Raw genomic sequence first — 15,839 nt, 5'->3', positions numbered from 1 at the left:
AATATATCGAACGATATTATTTAGTAAAGTCATATTCTAAAGACTTTTTCAGTGTCCTCGCTACGCTCCTCTCCAAAAAAACACTCGGTAATGTATTGGAAACTGTCTGACCAAAGAACTCCGGAAACATTTGAAACTGGTTTTACTTTTAGATATCACGACGGTTTTCTTATTATTTTAGTATAGGATATCCTAGTTATTAGGTCCTTTATTTCTAATACATAGAGGCGCTTGCGCTTATCTTATACTTATTGTTAAGATAGAGGTAGTATACGGATTGGGGGAGACGTATTGTTATTAGGGAAAACGCGCAAAATAGGTAGAAGAATAGAAGAGATCACTATTGGTGAGAAATTAACTATAACTGAGAAGATGGACGATAAGGATTTGCTTTTATATTTAGGGTTAACAAATGATAGTAATCCATTATATATACAGCATGATTTTGCATCTCAATCGGTCTATGAGAAACCAATTGTTCCGCCAATTATGCTCACAGGAGTAATTACTTCTGCAATTTCCAAATACTTACCTGGACCAGGTTCTTATTTAAAAAGACAATCATTAGCATTTCCTATACCAACCTATCATTATTCTGTTATTGATTTTACTTTCGAGGTTAAAGAAGTACATATGAATACAAACGAAATAGTAATTCAAGTAATTGCTCAAAATGAGGATGAACAAATAGTAGTGGAAGGGATTTTCCATGTTTCTCCACAACTCTTGGTCAATTGATTTGGAATGGGGGTTTCAAATCAACTTGGAGGCGAAAAAATGAAAAGAGTATTAGTCGTTGATGATGAAAGTTCAATCGTAACATTATTAAAATATAATTTAGAAGAAGCTGGTTTTGAAGTAATTACAGCGATGGATGGCTTAGAGGGCTTAAATCTTGCATTGAATGAACATCCTGATGTTATTGTGTTAGACTGGATGCTACCATATAAGGATGGTATGGAAATCTGTAAAGAGCTTCGCATCAGTAAAATACAAACACCTATAATCATGCTAACAGCAAAAGATGAAGAATTTGATAAAGTTCTTGGTTTAGAATTAGGTGCTGACGACTATATGACAAAACCTTTTAGTCCAAGAGAAGTTACCGCACGAGTAAAAGCGATGATTCGACGCTCAGGTATGGCTAGCGATGCAGCTAATACAGAACCTAAACATACTGAGGAATCATATGTTTTTGGTCCTCTACAAGTATTTCCTGAGCGATTTGAGGTTTTATTAAGCAATGAACCAATTGAATTCACACCGAAAGAATTTGAGCTACTTGTTTATTTAATTGAAAACAAAAATAGAGTCTTAACTCGAGATCAACTTTTAAGTGCAGTATGGAATTATGATTTTGCTGGGGATACTCGAATTGTAGATGTTCATATTAGTCACTTAAGAGACAAAATTGAAGAAAATAGTAGAAAGCCGATTTATATTAAAACAATAAGAGGTCTTGGGTATAAATTTGAGGAGCCAAAGACTAAATGAAAACCTATCAATCACGAATTTTGAGAACTTATTCTATATTAATTGGGGTAATCTTAGCTGGACTAGGCATCGTTCTTGGTCAGCTTTTTCCTATTTTCGTGGACCATTCTGCAAATAAGATAGTGGACTCAAAAATAGAGTCTGTTTCAACTTTTTTAGAAACGACAGAACTTTCAAAAGATGAACAAGTGAAAATTAATCAGTTAATTTCTTCTGAGCTCAAAGGGGAGAACTTAGTTGAGGAGCAATCGCTTTGGTTATTTTTGTTCTTTACTTTACTAGCAGCGTTTCTTATTGCATTATTTCTTGGAGCTAGTATATTTAGAAAATATGCTCAACCGATTGAACATTTGACAGAGACAGCTATGGAACTTGCCCGAGGAAACTATCGGATTAGAGCATTCGAAGATGACTTTTCAGGTATGTCGAAATTAAGTAATTCTCTCAATATTCTCGCACGTAATTTACATGATATTTCTGTTATGCGGGAAACAGAAAAAGAGCGTTTAAAAACGTTAATAGAAAATATGGGCAGTGCATTAATTATGATTGATCGAAATGGATTAATTACGATAGTTAATCGCTCATTTCTACAACAATTACAAATTTCCTTAGATAATGTAGATGGAAAGCTTTTTCGTAAAATTGGCTTGCCTGAAAAAATAGAAGAGTTTATAGATAAGCTTTTTCTGACAGAGTCTTCGAGTCGTGAACAAATTCAAATCAAGCGTGATCTTCATACTTATTACATGGATGCATATGGTGCACCAGTTATAGGAGAACACGGTAGATGGCTTGGAATAGTCGTTGTTATGCACGATATTACTGAGCTTATTAAATTGGAACAAATCCGCAAAGATTTTGTTGCCAATGTTTCACATGAATTAAAGACACCTGTTACATCTATAAAAGGATTCTCAGAAACTCTATTATTTGGAGCTTACAAAAACGAAGAAACATTACTTTCTTTTCTAGAAATTATCCATAAAGAAAGTAATCGATTACAAATGTTAATTAACGATTTACTGGATTTATCTAAAGTAGAGCAAGTTGGGTATGAAATATCCTTAAAGAAAGTCAGGCTAACAGATATTTTAGAGCGTGGTCTTGAAATGACCGCACACTTAGTAGAAGAAAAAGATATGAAACTAGAAACGACGGTAGATGATTCTGTCCATGTTTTAGGGGATATGAATCGTCTCATACAAATAATGATGAATTTACTTGCAAATGGGATTACGTATTCTCCAGAGAATACTACGGTTCGTGTAAATATATTCAAAAATGAACAGTATGGAATCTTTCAAATACAAGATGAAGGCATAGGTATAAGCAAGTCAGAGATAAATAGAATCTTTGAACGTTTTTACCGTGTGGATCGAGCTCGAAGTAGAAATTCGGGGGGGACAGGTCTAGGGCTAGCAATAGTTAAACATCTCGTGGAAGCACACCATGGATTAATAAAAGTAGAAAGTGAAGTAGGAAAAGGTACAACATTTACTGTATATATTCCTATTGCTAAAAGTTAACGGAGGTTTTTATGAACAATCAACCCTTTATTCCAATTATTATCGGCACAGACATAAATGCATATAACATGGCGATTTCCTTTCATGAAGAATACAATATAAAGCCAATTTTAGTTGGTAAGGAAGAAATGTCATTTACAAAGTGGAGTAATATTATTGAACATACTGAAATTCACTCTAATCTTTGGGACAAATCAGCGTTTGTCGCAGTTTTAACTCAAGTTGCTGAAAAGTATAATACACCTGGAAAACAATTGCTTCTCATTGGAACGAACGATTTCTATGTGCGATTGATTATTGAACATGCAGATGCATTGAAAAAGATGTATGTCTTTAACTACATGTCAGAAGAACTGATGAATAATCTACTTGTTAAGTCCAACTTTTATAAGCTTTGTGAAGAACATGGTATTGATACTCCAAAAACATATTATTATTCATGTTTGAAAAAGGAAGCTTTCACAGAAGAAGTATTATTCCCTTTAATTATCAAACCAAGTAATGGAGTTCAATATTACAAGAACAAATTCGAGGGACAACAAAAGGTATATAGAGTTGAAAATAGAGAAGAGCTTAACACTGTAATTAACCAAGTTAATGCTAGTGGATATGAAGAGGATCTAATTATTCAGGATTATATTCCTGGAGATGATACTTATATGTGGGATTCCGTTATTTATATTAGTTCGAATGGAAAAGCTCAATTAAGTACATTTGCACAAGTTGTTTTACAAGAACATACAGTTACTGCAATTGGTAACTATACAGCTCTTATTACAAGATATAACGAGGAAATAATGAATAAATTGCAATACTTCTTAGAAGCTGTTGGTTATGTTGGGTTTGCAAACTTTGATCTAAAATATGATGAGCGAGATGGTAAGTTTAAGGTATTTGAAGTGAATATTAGACAAGGCCGTTCCAGCTATTATACTACAGCTCTGGGACATAATATGGCTCGCTATTTTGTTGATGACGTCATCTATAAAAAGGAAAAGCCTCTAACATTATTAAATGAGCATTATTTATTTACAGTTGTACCTAAAATAGTTCTGAGAAAATTTGTAGAGAATAAAGAAATTAAACAAGAAGTAGAGCAACTTATAAGAGAAGGGAAATGGGGGAATCCATTATTTTATAAGAAAGATACCCATTTAACACGAAAACTATTTCTAATTGCTCGACAGTTTAATTATTATAAAAAGTATAAAAATAATAATTGGTGAATGAAAATTTACAGTATATTCACAATGTATTTACAATCGTCTGCTACATTTAAATAGACCCCTTTTCCAAATGATTTACCTAAAAAAGCTAGCCTAGTGCTAGCTTTTTTACTGTCTAAATAAGTATTAACATAGCTACTAAATAATTTAGAATGCGAGGGTTGTGACCTTATTCATGCCACTCGCATATTTTGAAAATTGTGTAGGGACGTAACGTATAGGGAGAACTACCCTTTTGTTTATTTATTTTTGAAACCTATTACACTGTTGTTCCGTAAATGAGTTATACATAGAAAGGGGAAAAGATATGAGCACAAAGAGATTAATTTCTATTATCCTAGTTTCATTCATTGGAATCATTTTATTATCTGCTATCTTTACGTCTTGGTATACCGTAGATGAATCAGAACAAGCAATCGTTATAACATTTGGTGAAGCAAGCGACCCTATTACAGAATCAGGTCTAAAATTTAAGATGCCTTGGCCTATTCAAAAAGTTGAAAAGTTATCAAAAGAAACTTTTAGTCTTCAATTTGGTTATAAGCAGACACCGGATGGAGAGGTAACATCTTTTGATAAAGATACTAAAATGATTACAGGGGATGACAATATCGTGCTAACTGATTTAGTCGTTCAATGGAAAATCACAGATCCAAAAGCTTATTTATTCAACTCAGAAAGTCCACAAGATCTTTTACATGACGCAACTTCGGCCTCCATTCGTTCCGTTATTGGTAACTCTAAAATTGATGATGCTTTAACTTCAGGAAAAGCACAAATTGAGGCGGATACGATAGAATTACTTGGTTCATTAATCGATAAGTATGATATAGGTATCACCGTATTAACAGTGAAGCTACAAGATGTGGAGCTTCCAAATGCCGAAGTTCGTTCAGCGTTTACTGCTGTAACAGATGCCGAAGAAACAAAAAACACAAAGGTGAACCAAGCGGAAAAATATGAAAACCAACAAATGAGTGAAGCTGTCGGGGAAAAGGATGCAATTATCTCCAATGCAAATGGTTATAAAACTGCTCGTATCGAGCAAGCACTCGGAGATGTGGCATTATTCGATAAGTTATATGCAGAATACCAAAACAACAAAGAGATTACGAAGCAACGACTTGTAATGGAGACATTAGAAGCGGTTCTACCAAATGCAAAAATTTATATTATGAACGATGAAGGCGGTACGATGAAGTACTTACCACTTCAATCGTTAGAGTCAACTAAACAAATAACCCCTCCACCAGCAACTGATACGGAAACAAAAACAGAAGAAGGGAGCGGACAATAATGGCAGACAATAATAATCCATTTGCAAATTTAGAAGCAAAATTTAAAGCGATGGAAAATAAACCAAAGAAAGAAAAAGCGCCAAAGAAAGAAAAGACACCGATAGATTTTAAAAAGCATATGAAATCTTTTATCGCTATTTTCATCATGTTTGTCGTTTTTGTCATTGCTCTTGCAAATATTTATGTTGTGAAGGAAGGCGAATATAAAGTAATTCGTCAATTTGGTGAAATAAAAGACGTAAAAGATACACCAGGATTGCATATGAAAATACCATTTATCCAAAGTGTAACAACTATCCCTAGATATCAAATGAACTATAAACTTTCAGAGGCAGAGATCAACACAAAAGATAAGCGCAGAATCATAATAGATAATTACGCTGTATGGCGAGTAGTCAATGCAAAAGAAATGATAACAAGCGCAGGTAGCTTAGTAAATGCAGGTTCTCGTATGGAAGAGTTTATATACTCCGTAGTACGTTCAGAGCTTGGACAATTAGAGTATAGTGAAATCATCAATGATGAAAATTCATCTCGAGGCAGCTTAAATGACCGAATTACTACACAGGTGAATGAATTACTTAAAAAAGATAAATATGGTATTGAAGTAGTCGATGTCCGTATTAAACGTACTGATCTACCACAAGAAAATGAGCAATCCGTATATAATGAAATGATTTCGGAGAGACAAAGTATCGCACAAAAGTTTTTATCAACTGGGGACGCTGATAAACGACGTATTGAAGCGGAAACAGATCGTGAAGTAAGAGTGATGCTAGCAACTGCAAAAAAAGAAGCGGCAATTATTCAAGCTGAAGGTGAAGCAGAAGCAGCGAAAATATACAACCAATCATTCTCAAAAGATCCTGAGTTCTATTCGCTTTATAGAACATTAGAATCCTACAAAAAAACAATTGGAGAAGATACGATGATTATCATTCCATCTGATTCTCCTTATGCTAAAATTCTCTCTGGATATTTAGAGTAGTATGAATCGTCATTCCCCTTACTCACGTGGTAAGATATAGGGAATGACGGTTTTATTTATCTTATTTGAGCAAAACACCTGCTGAATATCGGAGTACCCTGGCAAATACCGCCATGTCCTACGTCAGAGCCTAGCGACAAACATCCTCTTTGCCTAAAGTATCTTGCGGATGTCAGTAGTTTAAGCAAGCTCAAAGCATAATTCTAGAATCGAATAAGCCAAGGTGATTTTGATTCGCTGGCAGCTTCAGGCTGCACACTTATTACATATTTGAAGGAGTGAACTTAATGTCATCCGAAAAAGTTCTTTTATTAGATGGAAATAGTCTCGCATACCGAGCGTTTTTTGCACTACCTTTATTATCGAATGAACATGGAATTCATACAAATGCAGTTTATGGTTTTACATTAATGCTACAAAAAATTATGGAAGAAGAAAATCCGACTCATATGCTCGTTGCATTTGACGCTGGGAAAACAACTTTCAGACACTCCACTTTTGGAGAATATAAAGGTGGAAGACAAAAAACTCCACCAGAACTTTCCGAGCAATTCCCATATGTTCGTAAGCTAATTGATGCATATGGAATTAAAAGATATGAGCTTGAAATGTACGAAGCAGATGATATCATTGGTACTCTTTGTAAGCAAGCGGAAGAGAAGGGACAACAAGTAATTGTTGTTTCAGGAGATAAAGATTTAACTCAACTTGCTACAGAAAATACAACGGTCTATATTACTCGAAAGGGTATTACGGATATTGAAAAATATACACCGGCGCATGTTGAAGATAAATATGGTTTAACTCCTCTGCAAATTATCGATATGAAAGGTCTGATGGGGGATGCATCGGATAATATACCTGGTGTACCTGGTGTAGGTGAAAAGACCGCAATTAAATTATTAAAAGAGCATGGTTCTGTTGAAAATTTATATCAAGCATTAGATACTGTAAGCGGTGCGAAGCTGAAAGAAAAACTAATGGCAAACGAAGAACAAGCAAAAATGAGCAAAGTTCTTGCTACTATTGAAACAAACGCCCCTATCGAAGTATCGGTAGATGATTTAACATACAGCGGTGCGAATATGGATGAGGTTACTTCTATATGGAAGGAGTTATCATTTAAAACACTATTAGAAAAATCAGAGCATGTTACGGAAGAACAAACGGCTTCGGAAGTGACTTTTGAGATTTTAGATGAAATAAATGCTTCTATTCTAAAAGATAAAATGGCCATTCATCTAGAAATGTTTAATGAGCAATACCATACAAGTGAGTTGCTAGGCATTGCTCTTTATGATGGAGAACAATCGTATTTTGTTACTGGATCTGTCGCGTTTGAATCGGCTGTTTTTTGTAAATGGTTGGAGGATGAATCGAGGATAAAATATTTAGTAGATTCAAAAGCAACACAAGCTGTTAGCCGCAAACATAATGTAAGTTTACTTGGAGCAGATTTTGATTTAGTTCTTGCCGCGTATATTGTTAATCCCTCTATTTCTTCTGATGATGTATCAACAATGGCTAAAGAATTTGGCAATTATGATGTGCTCACAGATGAAAATGTATATGGAAAAGGAGCAAAGAAAGCTACTCCTCCATTGGACAAGCTTGCAGAACATGCAATTAGAAAGGCTCAGGCTGTATGGAAGCTAAAGCCTATATTAGAAAAGAAGTTAGAAGAAAATGAGCAATATGCTTTGTATAAAGATATTGAATTGCCGTTAGCATCGATATTAGGAACCATGGAATCGGATGGTGTAAAAGTTGATGTTCATGTTTTAAAAGAAATGGGAATTGATTTAAATCAAAAACTGCGAGCTATCGAAAAAGAAATTTATACTTTAGCTGGACAAGAGTTTAATATTAATTCCCCGAAACAATTAGGCGTTATTTTATTTGAAAAAATAGGGTTAACACCTTTAAAGAAAACTAAAACAGGATATTCAACTGCAGCTGATGTACTTGAAAAGCTAGAAGGTGAACACGAGATTATCTCCCATATTCTAAACTACCGTCAATTAGGGAAGCTTCAGTCTACCTATATTGAGGGATTGACAAAAGAGATACACGGGGAAGATCAGAAAATTCATACACGATACCAACAAGCATTAACTTCTACAGGACGTTTAAGCTCGATAAATCCAAATCTTCAGAATATTCCTATACGATTAGAAGAAGGAAGAAAGATTAGAAAAGCATTTGTTCCTTCCCAACCAGATTGGATTATGTTCGCAGCAGATTATTCCCAAATAGAACTTCGAGTACTTGCTCATATGTGTGAAGATGAAAAATTAGTGGATGCATTTAATCATGATCTGGATATCCACACAAAAACTGCGATGGATGTTTTCCATGTAGGAATAGATGAAGTCACATCAGATATGCGTCGTGCTGCTAAAGCGGTTAATTTTGGAATTGTATATGGCATCAGCGATTATGGTTTATCACAAAGCTTAAATATTACTCGAAAAGAAGCTGCTACTTTTATAGACCAATACTTAAACAGCTTCCCAGGGGTAAAAGATTATATGGATGATATTGTACGCGAAGCAAAACAAACTGGTTATGTAACGACAATTCTAAAACGAAGAAGATACTTACCGGATATCACAAGTTCTAATTTCAACCTTCGCAGTTTTGCAGAGAGAACTGCTATGAATACACCGATCCAAGGAAGTGCGGCAGATATTATTAAAAAAGCAATGATTGATATGGCTAAACGCCTAAAGGATGAAAATCTGCAAACGAAAATGTTATTGCAAGTACACGATGAACTTATTTTTGAAGCACCTAAAGAAGAAATTGCTATACTTGAAAAAATTGTACCTGAAGTAATGGAGGGAGCTATCAAGTTGATTGTTCCATTAAAAGTAGAATATGCTTATGGCTCATCTTGGTACGATACGAAGTAAGGAGTTTTGAAATGCCAGAATTACCAGAAGTAGAAGGACTTGTACGTTCACTTAAGCCAATTGTTACTGGCAAAACAATTGAATCGGTAGAAGTTTCAAAAACTATTATTGATTCTAAAGCAAATGGAAAAGAAGCTATCTTGAAAGGGTTAGATGTAGAATCCTTTCGAGAAGCTCTGCCTCATATGAAGATAGAGCGAATTGATAGACGTTCAAAATATATTTATTTTCATCTACAAAAAGATGGGACTCCATATTTACTCGTTTCTCATCTTGGTATGTCTGGGGCTTGGTTTTATGTAAAGGGCTTACATGAAATTTTGGAGGATAAATTCAAACGGCATATACATGTCATCTTGCATTTTAGTGAGGGTGACATGCTTGTATATGCAGATATTCGTCGCTTTGGAGAACTTCGATTTTTGAATAGCGTTGAAGATTATCCCCCATTATTATTAATGGCACCTGAGCCTTTTGATCAAAACGCTTTAGATCATTACTTAGAAATGAGCATATTGCCAAAGTATGATAATAAACCGATAAAAGAATTTATTATGGATGGTCATGTTGTTTCTGGGTGTGGAAATATATACGCTACAGAAGCATTATTTCGTATGCGAATTCATCCTGGGCGTAAAGTAAAAAGAATTAGTAAAGAGCGTAAGATACAATTATTTAATGAAATCGTCATCGTTCTTTTAGATAGCATTGAAAATGGGGGCAGCAGCATTTCTGACTATCGTCAGATTAATGGAGAGTCAGGGAAAATGCAGAATCGGTTGCAAATGTATGCGAAAAAGACTTGTCCATTATGTAATGCAAAAACTCTACAGAAAACGATTGGCGGAAGAACTTCTACTTATTGTGGAAAATGTCAGAAATAAGGGAGGAAGCAAATGATTATTGGGCTGACTGGTAGTATTGCTAGCGGAAAAAGTACCGTTTCCAACATGTTGAAAGAATTAGGTTATCCTATTGTTGATGCTGACTTAGTTGCTAGGGTTGTAGTTGAAAAGGGAACGATGACGCTGGAAACGATCAAAGTAGCATTTGGAGAAGAAGTTTTATCGGAAGATGGAACGCTGAATCGAGAAAAATTAGGTACTATCATTTTTTCATCACCACAAAAAAGAAAGCAATTAAATGATATTATGCATCCGGCTATCCGTGAAGAAATGCTTCGACAAAAAAATGTTTTACTTGAAGAAGGTTTTGACACAATTGTCATGGATATCCCCTTATTATTTGAAAGTAAGCTTCAGTCCTATGTAGATAAAATTTTAGTTGTAACTGTAACAGAAGAAACGCAGTTGAAGAGACTAATGGCTCGTAATAATTACACTTTAGAAGAAGCTAAAGCAAGAATTCAATCACAGTTACCACTATCGATTAAAGAACAAGGTGCAGATGCTGTCATCTATAACAATGGAACAATAGAATATACTAAAGAGCAATTACTCAAAATATTGTCAATTTGGAAAGACTAGTAGTCGGAAAATAAAAAATATTGCGGGTTTCTTTTGCAAGGCTACACAATTGTGAAAATGTGTTATACTAATTCATGGTTATAAAATAAAAAGTATCACATAGTTACAGGAGGATTTTTTTATGACAGCTTCAATCGCAATAAACGGATTTGGACGTATTGGTAGAATGGTGTTCCGCCAAGCAATTGTACAAGAAGACATTAATGTTGTAGCAATTAATGTGAGATACCCATTAGAAACTTTAGCGCATTTAATTAAATATGATTCTACTCATGGAACTTTCGAGGGAGAAATAAGTATTGATAATGATGCACTAATAGTTAATGGAAAGCGAGTTCAAATCGTAAATGATCGTGATCCAGCTAACTTACCTTGGGGTAAATTAAATGTTGATATCGTGATTGAATCAACTGGAAAATTTAATGACGGGGAAAAAGCTGCCGCTCACTTAGAAGCTGGAGCAAAAAAAGTTATTATTACAGCACCTGCCAAAAATGAAGATGTGACGATTGTTATCGGTGTAAATGATGACAAATTAGATGTAGCTAAACATAATATTATTTCGAATGCTAGTTGTACAACAAATTGCTTGGCACCGGTAGCGAAAGTATTAAATGATACATTTGGAATCGAAAATGGTTTAATGACTACTGTACATTCTTATACAAATGATCAAAACAATTTAGATAATCCTCATAAAGATTTACGTCGTGCACGTGCTTGTGCACAATCCATCATCCCTACTTCTACTGGAGCAGCAAAAGCGCTTACTATCGTGCTTCCAGAATTAGAAGGGAAAATGCATGGAATGGCTTTGCGTGTACCAACGCCAAACGTTTCTTTAGTAGATTTAGTAGTAGATTTACAGAAAGATGTTACTGCAGAGGAAGTAAATGCTGCATTTGTAAAAGCATCTGAAGGATCAATGAAAGGTATTCTAGGAGTAACAATGGAACCTTTAGTTTCAATTGATTTTAATACAACAACAAATTCAACAACTATTGATGGTTTAACAACAATGGTAATTGGAAATCGTAAAGTAAAAGTACTTGCTTGGTATGATAACGAGTGGGGCTATTCGGCACGTGTTGTTGATTTAACAAAAAAAGTTGCTTCATCTCTTTAATCTCTTTCCTCTTTCAAAGTTTTTTGAAAGAGGATTTTTTTTTTCTTGCTAATTTGAATAAAACATCCTATAATGAGAATCGTGTACTTCACGTGCACCGACTACTTAAAGGGTTAGGACCTCTTAGGACTAACTTTCCCCCGTGGTAGTCAACTTTGAAAATTTTTAAAACTAAATTTTATCAAAGGGGGAAACGGACATTGGAAACAATGGGACGTCACATTATTGCAGAACTATGGGAGTGCGATTTCGACAAACTTAACGATATGCCATTTATTGAGCAAACATTTGTTGATGCAGCACTTAAGTCTGGTGCGGAAATCAGAGAAGTTGCATTTCACAAATTTGCGCCACAAGGTGTAAGTGGAGTCGTTATTATTTCCGAATCACATCTAACTATTCACAGCTTTCCAGAGCATGGTTATGCGAGCATTGATGTGTATACATGTGGTGATTTAGATCCATCGATTGCAGCTAACTATATTGCAGATGCTCTTAATGCTGGAATACGCGAAACGATTGAAATGCCCCGTGGAATGGGTCCAGTAAATGTACCTAAGCCACGTTTGACAGTTCAAGCATAATAGACTTTAGGCTAAATGAGTTAGCAGAGGAAGAGATTCCTCTGCTTTTTCGATTTTAGGGAAGAATATTGTTATAATAGATACATAAATTTTCGTAACTAATTAGGAGAGATCAATATGAGATGTCCAGCTTGTCAGTTTAATGGCACGAAAGTTGTCGATTCTCGTCCTGTAGATGACAATAAAGCCATTAGACGAAGAAGAGAATGTGAAGACTGTGGATTCCGTTTTACTACATTTGAAAAAGTAGAAGAAACTCCACTAATTGTAGTGAAAAAAGATGGTTCGCGTGAAGAGTTTAGTCGCGAAAAAGTATTGCGTGGATTAATTCGTGCTTGTGAAAAAAGACCAGTAGCATTAGATCAGTTAGAAGAAATTGTGTTTTCGATTGAAAAAGAATTAAGAAGAACAGGAAATTCTGAAGTAAAATCAGAAGCAGTTGGAGAAAAAGTAATGGACAAACTCTCAGAGGTTGACGAAGTTGCTTATGTTCGATTTGCTTCGGTTTATCGTCAGTTTAAAGATTTAAATGTTTTTATAGATGAACTCAAAGAAATTCTAAAGAAAAATCCGTCATTATAGAAAACAACAAGAGAGAGTAGGTAGGAATGTCGATGTTATATAAGGAGCTACAGCCAGCAGACATGTATATGATTCGCTTGCCATATTCTTTCTCTGATTATGATCGTCAATTATTAACGTTATTGTATCAACCATTAATTGGTGCAGAAGGAATAAGCCTGTATCTTACTTTGTGGGCTGATGGAGAGCTTAAAAGTGAGGAACAATGGCAGCATTATCAGCTTATGAACTTACTTGGGGTATCAATAGGTAAAATATTTCAGGCAAGAATCGCTTTAGAAGCTATTGGATTACTTCGCTCATGGCAAAAGACCGAAAATGATACACGAATTTTTTATTATGAACTTGCTGCTCCATTAGATGCAGAATCGTTTCTAAAGGATCCTTTGTTGTCTATGTTTCTATTAAACAAAATAGGGGAAAAAGCATATAAGCGACTAAGAAGTCGCTTCATTCAAACTCCTAATTGGAATGATGGCTTCAAAGACGTTTCACGTACCTTTATGGATGTATTTAAACCGTCTACAAAAACAGTCCAACCTGTCCCTTATAATGATGCATTTGAATCAAAGAGTAGGAATTCTGCATTGCCTTTTTACTTTGAAGAGTTTGACTTTACTTTGCTTCAAGACGGTTTATCAGAGCAACTTGTTCCGAAATCAGCCTTAACTATTGAAGCAAAACAGGTAATAGCTAAGTTAGCTTTTTTATATAATCTCGGTCCAATTGAAATGCAAAAAGTGGTGATTCTAGCATTAGATGACGATTTGCACTTATCAGATGCAAGATTGAAAAAAGCGTGTGCAGACTATTATAAGTTGACCGTATCAAAGAAAGCTCCTGTTATTCAAAATATAGCTAAGGCTAAAAAAAGTGTAAGTGAAAATAGTAAGCCATTAACTAAAGAGGAAGAACTTATTCATTATTTAGAAACAACTTCACCAGTTACTGTGTTAAAAGATATTGCAAATGGGAAGGAACCAATTCTTGCGGATGTTCAATTAGCGAACCATTTAGTGTCTCATTACAATATGCCTGTAGGAGTAGTAAATGTTTTATTGCAATATGTATTACTTAGAACAGATATGAAATTAACTAAAAACTACGCGGAAAAAATAGCATCTCATTGGATGAGAAAAGATGTCAAAACGGCAAAAGAGGCAATGGAGTTAGCTAGAAATGAACATGAACAATATTTAAAATGGAAGAATGAAGGTTCTAAACAAAAATCCTATTCGAAAAAACCGACCAGAGAAGAAAAGGTACCAGATTGGTTTTATAAAAAAAATGGCGAAACAAAGCAATCGGGAACTGCAACAAACAATATTCAAAACATTGATGAAGAGCGAAAAAAGCTATTAGCTGAATTAGGCGTAACGAAAAGGTAGGTGACATTATGGAACGAATTAATGAAACATTAAAAAGGGTTATTACACCAGAATTTACTTCGAGGCTCGATGAAATGAAACAAGAGGTGCTTGAGGATCCAGGCGTTCAACTATTCCTTGAAGAAAATGCTGCTCATATTTCGAAGCAAATGGTAGACCGAAGCTTAAGTAAGTTATATGAATATAAGTCACAATCTCATGATTGTGGTGCATGCCAATCTCTTGAATTGTGTACGAATTACATGAAAGGCTATGAACCAAGGCTTGTATTGGATCGGAATCTGATTGATCTTGAATATGTTCGATGCAAGCGAGGAGTAATTGAGGATGAACGAAAAAAAGTAACATCCATGATTAATAGTATTCATATGCCGAAAGAGGTAATGGAGTCTAACTTGGCAGGTGTTGACTTAGAGGATGGTAGTAGAGTAGTAGCAGTTCGAGCTGCTAAAAACTTTTTAAATGAATGGGAGCAAACTTCTACATTACCGAAAAAGGGACTATATATTCATGGACAATTCGGTGTAGGTAAATCTTATTTACTTGGAGCACTTGCAAATGAATTGGCAGCCAGACATATCCATTCGGTAGTTGTTTACGTTCCAGAGTTTTTCCGTGAAATGAAGCAAGCAATTCAAGATAATTCTCTTGCAGAAAAAATTGAATTCGTAAAACGTGCGCCTGTTTTAATGCTAGATGATATTGGAGCAGAGACAATGACTAGTTGGACGAGGGATGAAATATTAGGGACAATTCTACATTACCGAATGTCCGAACAGCTCCCAACTTTTATGACATCCAATTTTAATTATGACGAATTGGAACATCATTTATCCTTCACGCAGCGAGGAGAAAAAGAGGTCGTCAAAGCTGGACGAATTATGGAAAGAATCCGAGCGCTTACGAATCCAATTCCACTTCAGGGAAAGAATTGGCGAGAAGAAAAATAGCTACTTGCAAATGATTTTTGAGTGGCGTATAATCATTCACATAAGAATAAAGAAATGCGTAGAAGAGGACAACAATCAGTTTGTACGACTTTATAGAGAGAGAAGCCAAGGCTGCAAGCTTCTTAAGTATCGGCAATCGATTTACCACCTCCGAGCAGTAGTTGTGAATTTAACAGCAATTACCGGTGACCGGCCCGTTAGCCGATGCAGAGCTTCGTCTATTTACAGATTTAATAGACAGAAGAAGGGTGGAACCACGATAGTACCTCGTC

The 15,839-nt window shown here is 35.1% G+C and carries 14 protein-coding genes; all 14 read left to right on the top strand.

The genetic code is table 11. The annotated features are described in order from the left end of the window. Positions 1-291: 291 nt before the first annotated feature. On the top strand, positions 292-738 hold the full coding sequence (locus P2Q73_RS14070) for a hotdog family protein (RefSeq protein ID WP_053588645.1): 447 nt from the start codon (positions 292-294) through the stop codon (positions 736-738). A gap of 39 nt (positions 739-777) precedes the next feature. Further along, positions 778-1,494 carry a response regulator transcription factor gene (locus tag P2Q73_RS14065; protein WP_056833021.1) on the top strand — a complete coding sequence of 239 codons (717 nt, stop codon included), beginning with the start codon at positions 778-780 and terminating at the stop codon, positions 1,492-1,494. Next, a complete protein-coding gene (pnpS, locus tag P2Q73_RS14060; protein ID WP_053588647.1) occupies positions 1,491-3,023 on the top strand; it encodes a two-component system histidine kinase PnpS in 1,533 nt (510 codons plus the stop codon). The genes P2Q73_RS14065 and pnpS overlap by 4 nt, the downstream gene beginning before the upstream one ends. Positions 3,024-3,034: 11 nt before the next feature. After that, entirely contained in the window at positions 3,035-4,249 is a 1,215-nt protein-coding gene (locus tag P2Q73_RS14055; RefSeq protein ID WP_275788285.1) for a carboxylate--amine ligase, read from the top strand. Positions 4,250-4,556: 307 nt separating this feature from the next. Continuing rightward, positions 4,557-5,546 carry an FtsH protease activity modulator HflK gene (gene hflK, locus P2Q73_RS14050; RefSeq protein WP_056833025.1) on the top strand — a complete coding sequence of 330 codons (990 nt, stop codon included), beginning with the start codon at positions 4,557-4,559 and terminating at the stop codon, positions 5,544-5,546. Continuing rightward, positions 5,546-6,535, top strand: a complete 990-nt coding sequence (gene hflC / locus P2Q73_RS14045) for a protease modulator HflC (RefSeq protein ID WP_053588650.1) — start codon at positions 5,546-5,548, stop codon at positions 6,533-6,535. The genes hflK and hflC overlap by 1 nt, the downstream gene beginning before the upstream one ends. Positions 6,536-6,822: 287 nt before the next feature. Beyond that, entirely contained in the window at positions 6,823-9,450 is a 2,628-nt protein-coding gene (polA, locus tag P2Q73_RS14040) for a DNA polymerase I (RefSeq protein WP_275788282.1), read from the top strand. An 11-nt stretch (positions 9,451-9,461) separates the two neighbouring features. Beyond that, a complete protein-coding gene (mutM, locus tag P2Q73_RS14035) occupies positions 9,462-10,334 on the top strand; it encodes a bifunctional DNA-formamidopyrimidine glycosylase/DNA-(apurinic or apyrimidinic site) lyase (protein WP_275788280.1) in 873 nt (290 codons plus the stop codon). A 12-nt stretch (positions 10,335-10,346) separates the two neighbouring features. Beyond that, the gene (gene coaE, locus P2Q73_RS14030) at positions 10,347-10,937 is read left to right on the top strand and encodes a dephospho-CoA kinase (RefSeq protein ID WP_275788278.1); all 591 of its coding nucleotides are present in this window, start codon (positions 10,347-10,349) and stop codon (positions 10,935-10,937) included. Positions 10,938-11,058: 121 nt separating this feature from the next. Further along, positions 11,059-12,063 (top strand): glyceraldehyde-3-phosphate dehydrogenase, encoded by a 1,005-nt coding sequence (locus P2Q73_RS14025; protein ID WP_053588654.1) that lies wholly within the window; start codon positions 11,059-11,061, stop codon positions 12,061-12,063. 200 nt (positions 12,064-12,263) lie between these two features. Further along, positions 12,264-12,647, top strand: coding sequence for an adenosylmethionine decarboxylase (speD, locus tag P2Q73_RS14020; RefSeq protein ID WP_053588655.1), 384 nt, complete (start codon positions 12,264-12,266; stop codon positions 12,645-12,647). 117 nt (positions 12,648-12,764) lie between these two features. Beyond that, the gene (gene nrdR, locus P2Q73_RS14015) at positions 12,765-13,229 is read left to right on the top strand and encodes a transcriptional regulator NrdR (RefSeq protein ID WP_053588656.1); all 465 of its coding nucleotides are present in this window, start codon (positions 12,765-12,767) and stop codon (positions 13,227-13,229) included. A 26-nt stretch (positions 13,230-13,255) separates the two neighbouring features. Then, a complete protein-coding gene (locus P2Q73_RS14010; RefSeq protein WP_275788276.1) occupies positions 13,256-14,617 on the top strand; it encodes a replication initiation and membrane attachment family protein in 1,362 nt (453 codons plus the stop codon). A gap of 8 nt (positions 14,618-14,625) precedes the next feature. Further along, positions 14,626-15,567, top strand: coding sequence for a primosomal protein DnaI (gene dnaI, locus P2Q73_RS14005; protein ID WP_053588658.1), 942 nt, complete (start codon positions 14,626-14,628; stop codon positions 15,565-15,567). Positions 15,568-15,839: the final 272 nt, after the last annotated feature.

The organism is Bacillus sp. Cr_A10 (genome assembly GCF_029222665.1).
In the GTDB taxonomy this organism is placed as follows: domain Bacteria; phylum Bacillota; class Bacilli; order Bacillales_A; family Planococcaceae; genus Psychrobacillus.
Note: the sequence above shows the minus strand (reverse complement) of the source record. Positions and strands in the feature narration are given on the sequence as shown.

Coding starts and splice junctions, on each gene's coding strand:
- P2Q73_RS14065 (WP_056833021.1), top strand. CDS start 778: ATGAAAAGAGTATTAGTCGTTGATGATGAAAGTTCAATCGTAACATTA.
- pnpS (WP_053588647.1), top strand. CDS start 1,491: ATGAAAACCTATCAATCACGAATTTTGAGAACTTATTCTATATTAATT.
- P2Q73_RS14055 (WP_275788285.1), top strand. CDS start 3,035: ATGAACAATCAACCCTTTATTCCAATTATTATCGGCACAGACATAAAT.
- hflK (WP_056833025.1), top strand. CDS start 4,557: ATGAGCACAAAGAGATTAATTTCTATTATCCTAGTTTCATTCATTGGA.
- hflC (WP_053588650.1), top strand. CDS start 5,546: ATGGCAGACAATAATAATCCATTTGCAAATTTAGAAGCAAAATTTAAA.
- polA (WP_275788282.1), top strand. CDS start 6,823: ATGTCATCCGAAAAAGTTCTTTTATTAGATGGAAATAGTCTCGCATAC.
- mutM (WP_275788280.1), top strand. CDS start 9,462: ATGCCAGAATTACCAGAAGTAGAAGGACTTGTACGTTCACTTAAGCCA.
- coaE (WP_275788278.1), top strand. CDS start 10,347: ATGATTATTGGGCTGACTGGTAGTATTGCTAGCGGAAAAAGTACCGTT.
- P2Q73_RS14025 (WP_053588654.1), top strand. CDS start 11,059: ATGACAGCTTCAATCGCAATAAACGGATTTGGACGTATTGGTAGAATG.
- nrdR (WP_053588656.1), top strand. CDS start 12,765: ATGAGATGTCCAGCTTGTCAGTTTAATGGCACGAAAGTTGTCGATTCT.
- P2Q73_RS14010 (WP_275788276.1), top strand. CDS start 13,256: ATGTCGATGTTATATAAGGAGCTACAGCCAGCAGACATGTATATGATT.
- dnaI (WP_053588658.1), top strand. CDS start 14,626: ATGGAACGAATTAATGAAACATTAAAAAGGGTTATTACACCAGAATTT.